General features: G+C 58.4%; 11 protein-coding genes, 2 pseudogenes and 1 riboswitch. Of the genes and pseudogenes, 4 read left to right on the top strand and 9 right to left on the bottom strand.

Features of this window, described 5'->3' with window-relative positions; translation table 11 throughout:
• Positions 1–31 precede the first annotated feature (31 nt).
• From J6524_RS37970 to bioB, 9 genes and pseudogenes are all read right to left on the bottom strand, one after another.
• Positions 32–304 (bottom strand): Rieske 2Fe-2S domain-containing protein, encoded by a 273-nt coding sequence (locus J6524_RS37970; RefSeq protein ID WP_225672907.1) that lies wholly within the window; start codon positions 302–304, stop codon positions 32–34.
• Positions 291–527: a hypothetical protein gene (locus tag J6524_RS18080; RefSeq protein ID WP_225672904.1), complete on the bottom strand. Its 237-nt coding sequence runs from the start codon at positions 525–527 to the stop codon at positions 291–293. The genes J6524_RS37970 and J6524_RS18080 overlap by 14 nt, the downstream gene beginning before the upstream one ends.
• Positions 528–628: 101 nt before the next feature.
• Positions 629–2956, bottom strand: a complete 2328-nt coding sequence (metE, locus tag J6524_RS18075; RefSeq protein ID WP_225672902.1) for a 5-methyltetrahydropteroyltriglutamate--homocysteine S-methyltransferase — start codon at positions 2954–2956, stop codon at positions 629–631.
• Between the two features lie 102 nt (positions 2957–3058).
• A riboswitch (cobalamin riboswitch) is annotated at positions 3059–3254 on the bottom strand.
• A 2400-nt stretch (positions 3255–5654) separates the two neighbouring features.
• The gene (locus J6524_RS18070) at positions 5655–5855 is read right to left on the bottom strand and encodes a hypothetical protein (protein ID WP_225672900.1); all 201 of its coding nucleotides are present in this window, start codon (positions 5853–5855) and stop codon (positions 5655–5657) included.
• Positions 5856–6926: 1071 nt separating this feature from the next.
• Positions 6927–8189: an adenosylmethionine--8-amino-7-oxononanoate transaminase gene (locus tag J6524_RS18065; protein WP_225672898.1), complete on the bottom strand. Its 1263-nt coding sequence runs from the start codon at positions 8187–8189 to the stop codon at positions 6927–6929.
• Positions 8186–8818, bottom strand: coding sequence for a dethiobiotin synthase (bioD, locus tag J6524_RS18060; protein WP_225672896.1), 633 nt, complete (start codon positions 8816–8818; stop codon positions 8186–8188). Before bioD ends, J6524_RS18065 begins: the two co-directional genes overlap by 4 nt.
• Positions 8815–9969, bottom strand: a complete 1155-nt coding sequence (locus J6524_RS18055) for an 8-amino-7-oxononanoate synthase (protein WP_225672895.1) — start codon at positions 9967–9969, stop codon at positions 8815–8817. The genes bioD and J6524_RS18055 overlap by 4 nt, the downstream gene beginning before the upstream one ends.
• A 78-nt stretch (positions 9970–10047) precedes the next feature.
• Complete coding sequence (gene panD, locus J6524_RS18050; RefSeq protein WP_065749189.1) at positions 10048–10401, bottom strand: aspartate 1-decarboxylase; 354 nt, start codon at positions 10399–10401, stop codon at positions 10048–10050.
• Between the two features lie 54 nt (positions 10402–10455).
• Positions 10456–11449: pseudogene (gene bioB, locus J6524_RS18045) on the bottom strand (biotin synthase BioB).
• 312 nt (positions 11450–11761) lie between these two features.
• Here bioB and J6524_RS18040 point away from each other — a divergent pair.
• The 4 genes and pseudogenes from J6524_RS18040 (at position 11762) to J6524_RS18025 (ending at position 15007) form a co-directional block, all read left to right on the top strand.
• A complete protein-coding gene (locus tag J6524_RS18040) occupies positions 11762–12397 on the top strand; it encodes a GntR family transcriptional regulator (RefSeq protein ID WP_156908677.1) in 636 nt (211 codons plus the stop codon).
• 173 nt (positions 12398–12570) lie between these two features.
• Positions 12571–12930, top strand: coding sequence for a Dabb family protein (locus tag J6524_RS18035; protein WP_028348711.1), 360 nt, complete (start codon positions 12571–12573; stop codon positions 12928–12930).
• Positions 12931–13032: 102 nt separating this feature from the next.
• Complete coding sequence (gene pabB / locus J6524_RS18030) at positions 13033–14427, top strand: aminodeoxychorismate synthase component I (protein ID WP_225673230.1); 1395 nt, start codon at positions 13033–13035, stop codon at positions 14425–14427.
• Positions 14424–15007 (top strand): annotated as a pseudogene (locus J6524_RS18025) (anthranilate synthase component II). The gene pabB and the pseudogene J6524_RS18025 overlap by 4 nt, the downstream one beginning before the upstream one ends.
• Positions 15008–15321: the final 314 nt, after the last annotated feature.

Below are 15321 nucleotides of genomic sequence, written 5' to 3'. Positions count from 1 at the left end.
CTTCTCTCCGAATCACCTAATTAACGGCGTATCAGACCATTAAACTCGACAGACCTGCTCGCCTCAAGTGATTTGCGGAATTAGGATTAGCTTTAGTGCGCCAGCTCCGCCGCGTTGAGCCGTGATAGCAGCAATGCAGCCGGTTTCTGACGAGGCCTTTCGACAATGGCACCTGCCGATAGGCGCAGCGATGTTCCAGCGCGAACAGTTCACCCTGTATCAGGCGAACGACAACGGTTCCCTCGCGAGACGAGGGAGCAAAAACCGTTCTCCGGCCTGATCTCACGCGACTAGGCAAGAGCATGCCAATGGTCCGGATGCGCATCGCCCGTTCGCAACCGACCGACACTTCGCCGGTTCCGGTTCCCGAAGTCTGCAACAATCGACTCAATAACCCGACTGACACGGATCGAGAGATTTCGTCCCGGCGCCTCGTCCACCTCGATCGTTTGGGCGTTGCTTCCGACGAACTCCAGGATCGTTTTCTCGCCGTCACGCCACATCGCCCTGACAAGCGAGAAATTCACGCAACAGGGCTCCTCCTTTCCAAAGCGGGGTGCATTTGATTCAGAAACGCATCGGGGCTCCCTGTGAAAAAAGACGTTGGAGATCGGCGGCTGCCTCGGGATCAGGACACCGCCCGCAATTCACGGGCAGCCGCGACCATATTGATGAGCGCGGGACGCACCTCCTCCCATCGGCGCGTTTTCAGGCCGCAGTCGGGATTAATCCAGAGCTGCGCATCGGAAAGCCGCTGCCGCGCCAGCGCAATGAGGTTTTTCATCTCGGCTACGTCCGGCACGCGCGGCGAATGGATGTCGTAAACGCCGGGTCCGATCTCGTTTGGATATTTGTAGCTCTTGAAGGCATCAAGCAGTTGCATTTTTGACCGCGACGTCTCGATCGAAATGACGTCGGCATCCATTGCCGCGATCGCATCGATGATGTCGTTGAACTCGGAATAACACATATGCGTGTGGATCTGGGTCTCGTCGGCCACGCCCGACGAGCAGATGCGGAAGCTGTCTACGGCCCAGCCGAGATAGGTCTTCCATTGTGACTTGCGCAGCGGCAGTCCTTCTCGGAGCGCAGCCTCGTCAATCTGGATCATCATCGCGCCGGACCTCTCCAGATCGATCACCTCGTCACGTATCGCTAGCGCGATCTGATGGCATGCTTCGCTCCGTGGAATATCATCACGGACGAATGACCAGTTCAGGATCGTCACCGGCCCTGTCAGCATCGCCTTCAGCGGCTTCTTGGTCAGCGATTGCGCGAAGCGCCACCACTCCATCGCCATCGGCTTCGGCCGGGAGACATCGCCAAACAGGATGGGCGGCCGGACATAACGCGAGCCGTAGGACTGAACCCAGCCATGTTTGGTGAATGCGAAGCCGGACAGCCGCTCACCGAAATACTGCACCATGTCATTGCGCTCGAACTCGCCATGCACGAGAACGTCGAGACCAATGTCTTCCTGCCAGCGCACCGCGCGCGCCGTCTCCACTTTGAGAAACTGCTCGTATTGTGCTTCGCTCATCCTTCCCCGCGCATAGGCTGCGCGAGCGTTGCGAACCTCCACCGTCTGCGGGAACGATCCGATCGTCGTCGTGGGAAATGTCGGCAATCCGAACCGCGCGCGCTGAACCTCGGCGCGCCGGGCGAAAGGACTGTGACGACGCCGCATGCTGTCATCGATTGCAGCCATTCGCTTGGCGACGTTCGCATTGTGAACGTTGGGTGACGTTTCGCGCGCGATGGCCGCGCCTTCCGAGGCCTCAAGTACATCCGCCGCTTCCTCCCAACCTTTAGCCAGCACGCGCCCCAGCGTTGCGAGTTCTCCGATCTTCTGGACGGAGAAAGCAAGCCAGCTTTTCACATCGGGATCAAGATCCATCTCGAGTTCGAGGTCGATCGGGACGTGAAGCAGCGAGCATGAGGGTGCAATCTGCACGCGGTCTTTGCCGAGCTTTGCGATCGCAAGTTCGAGCCGATCGAGCACCGCTGGAAGGTTCGAACGCCAGACATTGCGGCCATCGACGACGCCGAGGGAGATGACAAGATCCCTTCGAGCGTCGGTGACGATCGCGTTCAACTGCTCCGGGGCGCGGACCAGGTCGATGTGAAGGCCCGCGACCGACAACGTCAAAGCGGTTTCCAGGTTGTCGCCGATCGTTCCAAAATAGGTAGCGAGCATGATCTTGATGTCGGGAACTTCCTTGGCCAGATGGGCGTAGGTCCGGCGCAGCGCGTCGCGTGTGGCATCATCGAGGTCCAGGACCAAACATGGCTCGTCCAGTTGCACCCACTCGGCGCCCCTTAAGGCGAGTTCGCGGAGAACATCTACATAGACCGGCAGCAGCCTATCGAGTAGCAACAGCGGATCGAATGCAGGATCGGCGCTCTTGCCGAGCTTGAGAAAGGTGACTGGACCAACCAGCACCGGGCGCGTCTGATAACCCAGGCTTTTCGCTTCTTCATACTCCTCGATCGGCTTGCGAGAGGAAAGCGTGAAGGTCTGGTCCTTGTGATATTCCGGCACGATGTAGTGATAATTAGTGTCGAACCATTTGGTCATCTGCTGCGCTGCCGCGCCGTGCTCGGCGTGACCGCAATTCGCATCATGGTCATCGCGCTGTGCGCCCCGTGCCATCGCAAAGTAGGTCTTGAGCGAAACAGGGCCTGCACTCCAACCGTAAATTTCCGGAATGGCACCGACCATCACGCTGGTATCGAGCACATGGTCATAAAGCGAGAAGTCGTTTGAAGGAATAACGGTTACGCCGAGCGATTTCTGCCGCGACCAGTTAGCGGCGCGAAGCGCAGCCGCAGTCTCAAGAAGCTGCGTTTCGTCAGACTTTCCGGCCCAATAGCTCTCGAGCGCGAGTTTCAGTTCGCGGCGCGGACCGATGCGCGGCGTGCCGAGTGTAGCGACAGGAATCGAGAGAAGAGACATAGCTTCAACTCCATGTTAGGAGCAAAGGCCATGGCGGACGCGTGCAGAAAAAGCCGCCGAAGCGGCAACTGCTTGGCGCACCACCGGGACACCCCGCCCGTGGACGAATATGTTGTCGGGCCAGGTCTCCTGGCTCGCGGGTCGTCGCCGCTATCCGGCCTTCCCAAAGCCGCGTGGCTTCAGTGACTTCTATTGGACAGTGGCTCGCCGCTTACAGTTGCGGGGGCAGCGCCGGCATCGCACCGGCTTCCCTCTTAGCTCCGGATTGATCCGGAGAACCTCGACATCTCCGATTACCTGCAAGAGGACTGTTCCGTCAACCTCTCGATAATTGCTTGTGCGGTTCTCGGGAGCGATTGTCTGGAGAACGGAGGCATCTAGTGCCTCGTCGTCGTGCGGCCCGATCGTGGCATAGATTTGGCGCACGTCTGGATTCGATCGACAATCTTGTGGGTGCGGCGGTGACTCGATCGCAGCTTACACATCTTCCTGCGCCTTATTCGCCAACCGCAGCGCAGACACCGGTGAGATCACCATTGAATAGTTACCTCGAATTCTCCCACCGCCAGGAAGCGGCGTCTTGTCGAAAAACGGTCATGTTGGCGAGCAGCGGCACGCCCGGCATCAGCTCGGCAAAGGCACGCCCATTTCCGCGGTGTTGAGCGCGCCAGGAAACTCGGTAGGCGCCCGCCTTCAACTCTGCACGCGCTTATGTGCTGTATCGCGAGTCACACCCATATCTTGCCGAAACTACTGTCGCATCGCCGTACCCATGCCCAATGCCCGAGGGTTGCCCACCTGCGCGCATATCTATCCCCTGCATCCGTTCCGCAACCAACTAGGCCAAAAAACGCCATCCAGGCATGACTGCCGCATCACCTTCCGGGCCCTTGCTTGAAAGTTACGGGCAATTCCGATCTCGTGGCCTTCGAGCGGCATGTCATCCATTCTGTCGTCTGCGGACTTGAACCGTCCACCGTCGCACTCCGAAACGACCTTTTTTGCCCGCGCCATATCCGCGTGACGCTTCGCCAGTTGCAGGCCATGGAGCACACATCGGCAGTGCTTGCGGCTTGCCTGTCAGCCTCGAATCAGCTCGGTCCGGCGGACGCCGACGAGCCATCGATGCGCTACGTTGACATTCCCATCGGCCTGTAGCTGCTCACGATTCTGAACTCGCAATGCACGTCACGTACAGACTTATAATAGATCACCGAAACCCGTGATGAGTGTCGCCGAAACGACATCCCGCCTGAACAAAGAAGGGAACGGTGACCTCCCTAGGTATCCGGGCTTATCGCAGTAGACCGATCGATACGTTGAGCTGCACGCTGCGTCCAGTTGATCATCTTTGCACAAAAGATGCGAGACATGCACAAAAATTACCGCCAAACCGCGCAAGAACCCAAGTATTCGATCACTTCGCGCGACTAGAGACGAATAAAAAGGCATCTCGTAGCACTGATGCTCTCACAAGCTTGGAGTTCTCGATGAGTGATCGATCTACTCATCTCGATGCTCCTTCAGCGGCCCCTTGGGGCGTTCCTCCCTGACTTGGCCGCGCGTACCGTTCGCGCGGCCTTTTTTCTGTATCCGGCAAGAGATCGATTTGCAGGATTTAATGGGCTTTGAACGCAAAAACGCATGGTGCGAGTAGGTTCTCGCGCAGATACAGGGTCATTAGCCTCGGCGAACAGTTGTTGATAAATGCCGGCGCACGGTCACCCATCCTAATTTCGAGAAGAGGACGCCTCCGCAAGACCGGCGATTGACGTCCTCGTAATGTAATAAGCCGCTTCCGCGTCTTTCAGGCGAGCGACTCAGCAAGAAAAGGTGCGGTCGGGTCTCTTCAGGCGGACTCCAGAGCGTTGCTCATGTATGTCGACCACGAAATCTGCCACGTGCAATCAATGGTGAGCCGCCAGATCGGTCGGAACACTTCCACGACCAATTAGTTTCGCCGCGCTTTGTCATCTGAGACCGTCGGTCTCATACGTCTGTCATACCGTTCCGCTAGGTCAAGCGGCCTTTTTCTAGTGAAAGGGTCTGCTTTGTCCGCTAGATCGCGAATGATCTGGGCCCGGTCCTTTAAAAACTGCTCATCCACGAAAACACCTATTCAGTGCAAGTCTACGTATATCTTAGCACACACACTCAGTCGTTTGGTCGGCTTTCATTCCCTGCACCTCGGATATACGCATGACATTAACGCTCCGGGGGTGAGACCGAGATGGTCCTCCGGCGTTCCGCCAGAAGCAAGGCATGGGTCTGCCTGTCTGGGCGGCAGCCGCATCTAAGTGATAATTCCCTAGGCCATGCCGACAGACGCTGTCTTGCCGAATCCCAGGCCGACGTTGCCGACTATCTCCGACCATACTTCGACGATGGTATCGGCCATGCGTGCCGTATAATGTCGTACGCGGTGGCCCAGGCGACACGACGTCCCTCCACCATCCACCGCTGCAGCACTGGAATCGCGACACGTTCAAGGAGGCTGCTCTTAACTGTGACTTATTTTAGATCTCGATCGATCGCTTGTCTCGTATCCCTGCAGTCAGTGCGTCCTATGGAAGTCGAGAGAAAACCGTCAATGGTGGCAAGAACGATCTCGTCTCCAAAATTGGTGACCTACGCACAAAGTTAACAGTGGCGCATCCATCTCCGGTCACTAGCTCCTTGCGCCGCGTCCGGGGACTGCTCACGAAGTTTCCTGTTCCGACACGGACGGATCCAGCAAACCAAACGGGATCCAGGCCAGAAATGGCCAGAAGAAATAGAAGGATGCGACTGCTGGATACGGCGCGGTCAACCAAATTTCGTCGCGCGACAGGTCAGCCGCAGCACGCTTGTTCATCCTGTAAGCAGTAAAGTCGATGATTGTTGCTGACGTCTCTGTCACTTGATACTTCCATGCTACTCTTTAACGCGTCACACCGAATTCTAATGACGACTTTTTCAACTGCGCTAATGCACTTCTGCCCCGAGCCCGTCTCCCGCGGCGTCTCGGTGCCACGTATTAAGCCGCTCGCAACCAGCGAAGCCATTTGTGGTCGGCCTCCCGCCGCGCCTTGAAGCGGTCGACGCATTTCATGGAACAAAGGGCCGTTCGCCAGCAGTAGTAGCGGATCAGCCCGAACTTTCCGCCGCATATCGCACAGCACCTCACTGGACCGTGGTAGGAAATATGGGAGGTGTTGCGCATTTCGCCTCCTGTCGGAGTTAGGTGGATAGCCCCTGCACTTTCTTCGCCTCAGCACGACGCCCGCACGTGAAATGCCGCGTCGGCGATGCCAAGTCTCCCGGTAGCGTACGGGCACTGGGCGCAAGAGTTTGACCCTGATGTGCGCCGCTTTGGTGAAGCGACCGCTCAATCGGAGTGCTTCGCTGAGATTTCCAATTTGTAACGAATGTATTCGTCTTGATTAATGCAATGAGCGTCGCGTCGGCGGTTAAATCCTGCGATCGAACGACTTCCTTCGACGAATTTCAACTACCCGAACTGAGGGGGCGTGTGGCAGCGCTCGCCCGATCTCGTGACTGCCGCCTCATCCTTTTGCGCTGTCAAAGGGCGGCAATTCGATATTTACGTTCTGCTGCTCGAAATGCATGGGCACTGTGGGCTGGGTAAGATGTAGATATTGCGGCTGCCTTGGGGAGCCGAGGTGTTCGCGTTCCTCACAAGAACGTGCGGAGACGTTTTGACCGCGGACCATCGAATAAGAACTTCTCAGCCGCGCTTTCCTCATGGGGAGCGTCTTTGGGTCGCGCTGCCGTACACCCTGTGGGAGCGCTACCAGCAACACTAGCAGAATTCACGCCATCTACAGGTGCGTTTGGTATCTGGTGTATCAGCAACACTCTCTCAGATCGGTTCTAAAGCTTGCTGTAGATTGATATTCAGCTAGATAACGATCGGCCAAGCGCCGAAACGGTTAAAAGCTCCTAGTGGCTACACGCACCAAGCGCATCCTCAAGCCAGCGCATCAGCAGAATCCCTGATGGCGGCATAGATTTGGTCAAGATCTGTCGCCGTGACGCAGTAAGGCGGCATCACATAGATCGTATTGCCGAGCGGACGCAGCAACAGATTTCGGTCTTTAAAGAAGGCCTGAAGCTTCGGTCCGGTGCTAGCGAGATAGCCGGCATCGCTCGTTTGCAGATCGAGTGCTGTGATGGTGCCCGCCCGACGGACGTTTGCAAAGCGCGGGTCGGCGCGGAATGGCTCAATGGCCCGCTCTTGCATGGCGGCAACCGACGCCACGAGCTGGCGAGGTTCCTGACTTTGCCAGAGATCCAGGTTGGCCTTTGCGGCGGCGCAGGCAATTGGATTGGCGGTATATGAACTCGAATGAAAGAACGTACGTGTACGGTCCTTCGAATAATGCGCATCAAAAATATCCGCGCGGCAGATTGTTACCGCGAGCGGAAGCGCTCCTCCCGTGAGGCCCTTTGAATAGCAGGCAATATCGGGCGTCACATTGGCCTGCTCGCAGGCGAATAAGGTTCCGGTACGGCCCCAGCCCGTCATGACCTCATCGGCTATGAACAGAACCTCGGATGCTTCGCAGATTCGCTTCATCTCTTTTAGCACCCAGGCTGGGTACATCAGCATTCCGCCCGCACCCAATACCAGAGGCTCCACAATAAAGGCGGCCGGAATTTCGTTTCGACAAACGGACTCGAGCGCATCAAGCGTCACCTGCTCACGACCTCTCGCGGGGAACGGGATTGAGGTAACCTCGAATAGAAGGGGCCCGTACGCCGCGTTGAACACGCTTCTAGCACCTACCGACATGGCCCCAACCGTGTCGCCGTGATAGGAATGTTGCATCACGACAATGCGTATTCGCTGCTTGCCGATGTTATGCCAATAACCGAGTGCCATTTTTAAAGCTACTTCCACACTGGCTGAGCCACTATCGGAAAAGAAGACATGGTCGAGGCCGCGAGGCGCGAGTTTCAAAACTAGCGCAGCAACCTCTTCAGCTGGATCATGGGTGTAGCCGGCGAAGATCATCTGGTTGAGCTTGCCTGCCTGCTTCTGAATCGCGCGCACGATATGTGGATGGCAATGACCATGGGTCACGACCCACCAAGATGAGATTGCATCTATGATACGGCGACCGTCCGCGGTGTGGAGATAAGCGCCGTCACCACGCACGATCTTGATCATTTCATCCTGAAGCGCGTGCTGCGTGAAAGGATGCCAGATCGGCGACTTCGTCTTGATCATGGTTTGAAGTCCCAAGGGACAAACGAGTCTTTGAAGACCGCCTGCAGCGCGTTTGCCGTGAGAGGAGAAAGCCAAGGCAATCGCCCCAACCAACGCACGCGTCCAATTTCGCAAATTGCCCTCTCCGGCTCAAAATTTCGTTCGCCAATGAATGCAATTCCGAGAATGCTGATCTGGCGCTTTCGCAGAGCCTCTATCGACAGCAGCGCGTGATTGATGGTGCCAAGTCGCGTTCTTGCGCAAAGCACCACGGGAAGCCGCCAGCGCTCGAAGACGTCGACAAAAAGTGTGCCGCCACTCAGCGGGACCATTAGCCCGCCGGCGCCCTCGATCACGAGCGGGCGCTCCGCGCTGTCCGGCACATCAATCGCATCTGCGTCGATGCGAACTCCGTCGATTTCGGCTGAGTAATGGGGCGAAGCGGGCGTTCGAAGCCGGTAAAGCTCCGGCACGATGCGATCGGGTGAGAGACTGCCCAGCCGCGCCACGAGCTCGCTATCAGTCTCTCCTTCAAGGCCGGCCTGAATCGGTTTCCAATAGTTTGCGCCGAGGAGATTGGCGAGCCCTGCGGAAAAGACCGATTTCCCAATCCCGGTATCTGTGCCTGTCACCACGATCCGCTGAGTCATCGCGAATCGCCCCACGTCTCTTCGACCAACGCATCAAGCATCTCGGATACATCACCTTCCCTGACGTTAAGCGTGAGTGAAATTCGCAATCGTGCCGTTCCCGCCGGCACGGTTGGCGGCCGGATTCCACGTATGTCGAAGCCGCGCGCCTGCAGTGCAGAGGCGAGCCGCATCGTATGGGCGTTGTCGCCAGTGATGTAGGGCACGATCTGCGAGTCCGAAGGACTGCGCAGACCGCGCAAACGAATCTCCCGATGCGTGAAGGCGACCAGCTTGGCCAGACGCTGCTGACGCTCAGGTTCCTCCTGCAGAATTGAGAGTGCTTCCCGCACGGCGACAGCCATCAACGGTGGGGGAGCGGTGGCGAAGATAAACGGGCGACAACGATTGACCAAGAAGTCGCGCAGCACGCGTGTGCAAGTGACGAGCGCACCGGCAGCGCCCAGCGCCTTGCCGCAGGTATGAACGACCAGGAGATTTTCGCTCCCCTCGTACGGCGCGGTGAGCCCCCGTCCCTGCCTGCCGTAGACGCCTGTGGCATGGGCCTCATCCACGATCAGGAAGGCGTCGTGCCGGTCCGCGATCGCGACCAAATCTTTAAGTGGTGCGAAATCGCCATCCATGCTGTAGAGACTTTCGGCCACGATCCAGACCCGGCCCGTTCCGCCCTTGACCCGCCAGTCACGAATTTTGTCTTCGACCGACTGGGCGTCGTTGTGATCGCTTATCCGAAACTGCGCCCGGCCAGCGCGCGCGCCTTCATGAATGCTCGCGTGCACAAGAGAATCGAGAACGAGCAGATCGCCCCGCTGCGGCAGCGTTGTCAGGACGGCAAAATTTGCAAAGTAGCCGCCGCTAAAGAAAAGGGCCGTCTTCGCCCCAAAGAACTGAGCTGCATCTGCTTCCAGACTTTCGTGTTCCTCGCAATTGCCGCGTAAGAGCCGCGAGCCGCCGGCTCCTACTGGGGTGCCGGCTTCGAGCGCGGCCACGACGGCCATTTTCATACGAGGCGCGCTCGCCAGCGCAAGATAATCGTTCGAAGAAAAGTCGACGCCAGCGCGCGGCTTGAGGCAGCGCAGCCGGTCGTCCTCTTTTAAGGCATGCAGGGCCGTGGCAAAATTTCTCATTTTGGCCGCATGGGTCGAGCTCATCCTTCACTCCCACGTCGCATTTACGCGCAGATATTCCATTGGCAGCCAAGAAGGCTTCATCCATCGGCCTTCATGTTTTCAACCTGGTAAGATGCGATTTTCTTGATCAACCAGAACAACGCGTGGTCTGAAGATTTTCGCTTCCGCCTCATCGAAGGAGGCATATGCAACGATGATGATTTTCTCTCCGGGCATCGCGATTCGAGCGGCCGCACCGTTGAGGCTTATCGTGCCAGAGCCCTTGGGCGCCTCGATCACATAAGTAGCAAAGCGTGCTCCGGTTTCGATATTATAGATTTCAACGCGTTCGTTTATCAAAAATCCCGCCGCATCCAGCAGCGTACGATCGATCGATATCGAGCCGTCGTAGTGTAGATCGGCTTCGGTTACCGACGCGCGATGGATTTTACCTTTCATCAAAGTAATCTGCATTGTTCACCTAGACTGAAGTTTCCGCGGGGGGTGCTCGCCGCTGGTCTGCTTTACTCAGGCAAGCCCGGACGTGATACCGAGCCGGTTCAGCAAATTGGCATCCCGGTCGGCTTTCGGGTTTTCGGTGGTCAACAGCACATCGCCAATGAAGATTGAATTCGCGCCGGCCAAAAAACACAGCGCCTGTAGTTCATCGGTCATGTATTGCCGTCCGGCGGACAACCGCACCACGCTCTTGGGCATCATGATCCGGGCCGTCGCCACCAGGCGCACGTGCGTGATCGGATCGGGGCGCTCGGCGGTGGCGTAGACCGGTACTCCCTTGACCTCGTTCCAGAGGTTGATCGGCACGCTTTCCGGATGCTTTTGGAGATTGGCGAGCAGCACAAGCATGCCGAGTCGGTCCTCGACGCACTCGCCCATGCCGATGATGCCGCCGCTGCACACCTTGATGCCGGCCTTGCGCACCTGCGCCAGTGTCGATGCGGTCTTGCAAGGTGCGAGTGGTGATGACTCTGCCGTAGAACTCCGGCGAGGTGTCGACGTTGTGATTGTAGAAGTCGAGCCCGGCCTCAGCGAGCCGCGCGGCCTGCCTCAACGTCAGCATGCCAAGCGTGACGCAGGTCTCCATGCCTAGAGCCTTGACCGCGCTAACCATCTCGCAGACCTGATCGAGATCACGGTCTTTTGGACTGCGCCAGGCGGCGGCCATGCAGAAGCGGCTCGCGCCGGCCTCCTTGGCGCGCTGGGCGGTGGCGACCACATCGGCGCGAGCCTTGAGGCGGCTGGCTTTCAGGCCAGTGTCATAATACGCGCTCTGGGCGCAGTAGCCGCAGTCTTCGGGACAGCCGCCGGTCTTGATGCTGAGCAGGCTTGCGGTTTCGACGTGATTTGGATCGAAGTTCTCGCGATGAACGCTCTGCGCCCGAAACATCAGGTCGGCAAACGGCAGGCCATAAAGTGCTTCGGCCTCGGCGCGCTCCCAGTTACTGCGAACCGGCGCGTTGTTGCCGCCTTCGTTCCGTTGCGCTCCCGCTCCACCAACCATTAAGATTTGCTTTCCCATCAGCGATTACCGTAGATAATGGAAGCTATAATCTATGACAACTGCTCACGGCAACAGTACTTGGACGTTCAGGAGATGACCTTCAAGAACTCTTGGAGCGGCGTGCAGGCGCCCCAATTAGCGCTCAACGCAATGGTGTAAAGTGTGTTGGCGCGTAAAGACCGCGAAATCAGCCAAAGTTTGGAGAAATGCCGCAAAATGAGGGCACCTCTTAGATCTTGACGCCTGGCCATTGCGCATGGCCGGGCACTCGCCTGCTTCCCGAGTGCAAACGTTTATGATAGATAATCTATAATGACTGACGACGAGAATACGACGACCGCGGGGCGCATCGCAGAGGCAATCGGCGAGCGCATCATCAGCGGCGAGCTGCAGCCGGACGCCCCACTCCGGCAGGACCATATTGCGCGAGAATTCAATTCGAGCCACGTCCCGGTGCGCGAGGCCTTTCGGCAACTTCAGGCCCAACATCTTGTCGTCGCCGTGCCCCGTCGCGGTGTGCGAGTTGCCCCACTTAATATCAATTCCGTGAAGGAGATCGCCGAGATGCGCGCCGCGCTCGAAGTGGTCGCGTTGCGCAATGCGGCGCCAAAGCTCACCTCTAGCCATTTGGCACGGATCGAGCTCGCTCTGATTGAAGGAGACGCCGCCCAGACCATTCAGGAGTTTGAAATGGCCAACCGCGCTTTTCACCACGCGCTGGTGGCGCCCTGCGCGATGCCGCGCCTGCTCGCGAGCCTTGACGGACTACAGCTTGCAAATTCACGACTCGTGTTCGCGATGGCGCGCAGTAGCGGCTGGCGACCGCGGTCCAATCAGGATCACCGCCTGATTTTGCAAGCCCTGCGGGCGCGCAACGTCGATCAAGCCTGTAGTCTGCTCGCGCGCCACATTCAAACCATTGAGCGCCTTGCCCTTCCCTCGTCATGACCGCGAACGAGATCTGGCGAGGTCCGTTGCAAACCCCGGGGCAAAGCGCAAGAGCGCCAAACCTCCGACCTTTTTGCCGCGCGACGCGGCTTGCGGCTGCGGCCCCGTTGCAGCGGGGTCGGTCCCAAGATAGTAAAGCGACCTCCTTGCGACATCACTCCTTAAGGCCACCCATGATTCGTCACATCGTCTTGTTCAGCGCCAAGGATCAGGCCCATATCGAGCAAATCATCGAAGGCCTATCGGTTCTCACCACAATCCCGCATGCACGTCGGCTCGAGATTGCGCGCAATTGCAAGACCGACCAGCTCGGTAACGAGATCGACGTGGTGGTGTATGGTGAGTTCGACAACGAGACGGAGCTGGCGGCGTACAAAGCGCATGATCTGTATCAGGAATCGATCAGGCGGGTACGCCCCCTTCGGGAGCTACGGTTCGCGGCCGACTATAATGTATCAGCCGATGCGCGGTTCGCCTCGACGGCAGCGATAAGCGAAGTTAGTGAGCGCTTCGGGTCAACTGGCGGGGGTTAATCTGGCAATCGGTCTCAAAAGCTTGTGGGTGCCAGACGAGGGTGGGATTCGCAATCGCAGCGCGTCCCACCAGCACGCCCGTTGTCGGTGACTGACAAGGCGATGCACGTCCGCGAACTGCGGTGGATTGAGCCTGTCACCGCGATGCGCTGTCTCGCGCATCGAGCGCACCTGACGTTTCTTGACAGCGCGGCAACGCATGAGCTGCTTGGGCGCTATTCCTATCTGAGCTGCGAGCCGTTCAGCACCTATACGGTCACGGACGGACAGGCGAGTTACAACACAGAGGCTCTCGCGGGCGATCCGTGGCGAGCTCTTCGCACCCTGCTCGCGAGGTGCCCAGAAGAGCATCGTCCTGATCTGCCGCCGTTCCAGGGCGGTGCGGCCGGCTTCTTTGCTTATGATCTGAACAGGACACTGGAGCGACTGCCCGCGCCGGCAATCTCCGGTCAGAGGTTTCCGCAATCTATCCTGCATTTCTATGACGTGGTCATCAGCTTCGACCACCGTGACGACAGATGCTGGATCGTCTCGACCGGATGGCCGGAGCAGGATCCCGCACGACGGCGCGAGCGTGCACGTCGTCGGGCCGATGAGTTTGCAGCGCTGCTCGACCGCCCAAGGACGCCGCGGAATGACTTCCCCGCCACAGCGGGCGCATGGCATTCTAACTTCAGCCGTGAGGGCTACATTGCGGCGGTGCAGCGCGTCATCGACTTGATTCTGGCTGGCGACGTCTTCCAAGCGAACATTGCGCAGCGCTTCAGCGCCCGCTTATCGAGCTCATTTGATCCGCTGGCCTTCTATTGCCAGTTGCGGTCATTGAACCCGGCTCCCTTTGCAGCCCTCCTGCGGTACGGCAAGCTGACCATTGCCTCGAGCTCGCCGGAACGATTCCTCAAGCTTGATGGACGGCAGGTCGAAACGCGGCCGATCAAGGGCACGATCGCGCGCTCCGCTGATTCCGAAGACGACCGGCGCCGCGCTGAACTCCTCCTCGCGTCCGAAAAGGACCGTGCCGAGAACACCATGATCGTCGACCTCCTGCGCAACGATCTGTCACGCGTTTGCACGCCGCACTCGGTCGAGGTTCCAGCGCTGTGTGCCCTGGAATCCTATGCCTCAGTGCACCACCTCGTGTCCACCGTGACGGGTGAACTTGCCGTAGCTGAAGACGCCGTCACCTTATTGCGAGCTTGCTTTCCCGGCGGCTCCATCACCGGGGCGCCCAAGGTGCGATCGATGGAGATCATTGCAGAGATCGAGCGGTTGGCGCGAGAGGTCTATTGCGGGGCGATCGGCTTTATCGGCTTCAACGGGCACATGGATACAAATATCGCGATCCGCACGGTCACGATCGACGATGACTTGGCTCTATTTCATGCAGGGAGCGGGATCACGGCCATGTCGGATCCAGAGGCCGAATACGAGGAGACGCTCGCCAAGGCGCAGCGCATATTTGACGCGTTTCGTGCTGACACACCTGGTGCATCTTGATTGTCATCATCGACAACTACGACTCCTTTGTCTTCAACATTGCCCGCTATTTTCGCCAGCTGGGTGCCGCAACGGCAGTGATCCGGAATGACGTCGTCAGCGTCAGCGATCTTGCCTGCCTCAAGCCGCACGCCCTGGTCCTCTCCCCCGGTCCCTGCACGCCAATGGAGGCCGGACTGTCGACAACCGTAATCCGCGAGCTGTCAGGTCATCTCCCAATTCTCGGCATCTGCCTCGGACATCAGTGTATTGGGAGCGTGTTCGGCGGACGCGTCGCGCGTGCCCGTCGTCCGATGCACGGCCGGTCCTCATACGTCACCCATGACGGCCGCGGACTGTTCAAGGACCTCCCCTCCCACTTTGCGTTGGCCGCTACCATTCTCTTGTTGTTGAGCTCGATGAGTCATGCGCACTGCAACTAACGGTAACAGCGCGTTCGGATGAGGGCGAGATCATGGCCCTCGCACATCGCTCCCACCCGACCTATGGCGTACAGTTCCACCCGGAATCGATACTTACCCAACAAGGGCAGGTGCTACTGATGAACTTCTTGCGACTCGCAGAGATTTGCCAATCGTGAGCATATCGGAGAGCGTGTCGCACACTTGCCAGCTCAACGCACGGAAGCGAATCGTCACCTTCTACGAGTCTGATAGATACTAAGCAGATGCCTTAGGGCAGGTAATGGCATCAAATTAGATCAAATCCGTGCCGCGATCACCCGGCGAAGCTTTGGCGGGCACTAAGCGGCGGCTCTGCGCCTTGAGCCAGATGCGCCAGTGCGCGGGTGTTACGGACGTTAGTGACCAGTGGCCCGCGGCACGGCGTTGGCTCGCGCAACCCCGCCAAGTCGCAGGGCGAACGTTTTTCAGCTTAATATCGGTCCCGGCGCTG

Source organism: Bradyrhizobium hereditatis (genome assembly GCF_020329435.1).
Lineage (GTDB): Bacteria > Pseudomonadota > Alphaproteobacteria > Rhizobiales > Xanthobacteraceae > Bradyrhizobium > Bradyrhizobium hereditatis.
The sequence above is the reverse complement of the archived record's forward strand: the minus strand, read 5'-3'. Positions and strand labels throughout refer to the sequence as shown.

Coding starts and splice junctions, on each gene's coding strand:
- J6524_RS37970 (WP_225672907.1), bottom strand. CDS start 304: ATGCTCTTGCCTAGTCGCGTGAGATCAGGCCGGAGAACGGTTTTTGCT.
- metE (WP_225672902.1), bottom strand. CDS start 2,956: ATGTCTCTTCTCTCGATTCCTGTCGCTACACTCGGCACGCCGCGCATC.
- J6524_RS18065 (WP_225672898.1), bottom strand. CDS start 8,189: ATGATCAAGACGAAGTCGCCGATCTGGCATCCTTTCACGCAGCACGCG.
- bioD (WP_225672896.1), bottom strand. CDS start 8,818: ATGACTCAGCGGATCGTGGTGACAGGCACAGATACCGGGATTGGGAAA.
- J6524_RS18055 (WP_225672895.1), bottom strand. CDS start 9,969: ATGAGCTCGACCCATGCGGCCAAAATGAGAAATTTTGCCACGGCCCTG.
- panD (WP_065749189.1), bottom strand. CDS start 10,401: ATGCAGATTACTTTGATGAAAGGTAAAATCCATCGCGCGTCGGTAACC.
- J6524_RS18040 (WP_156908677.1), top strand. CDS start 11,762: ATGACTGACGACGAGAATACGACGACCGCGGGGCGCATCGCAGAGGCA.
- J6524_RS18035 (WP_028348711.1), top strand. CDS start 12,571: ATGATTCGTCACATCGTCTTGTTCAGCGCCAAGGATCAGGCCCATATC.
- pabB (WP_225673230.1), top strand. CDS start 13,033: ATGCACGTCCGCGAACTGCGGTGGATTGAGCCTGTCACCGCGATGCGC.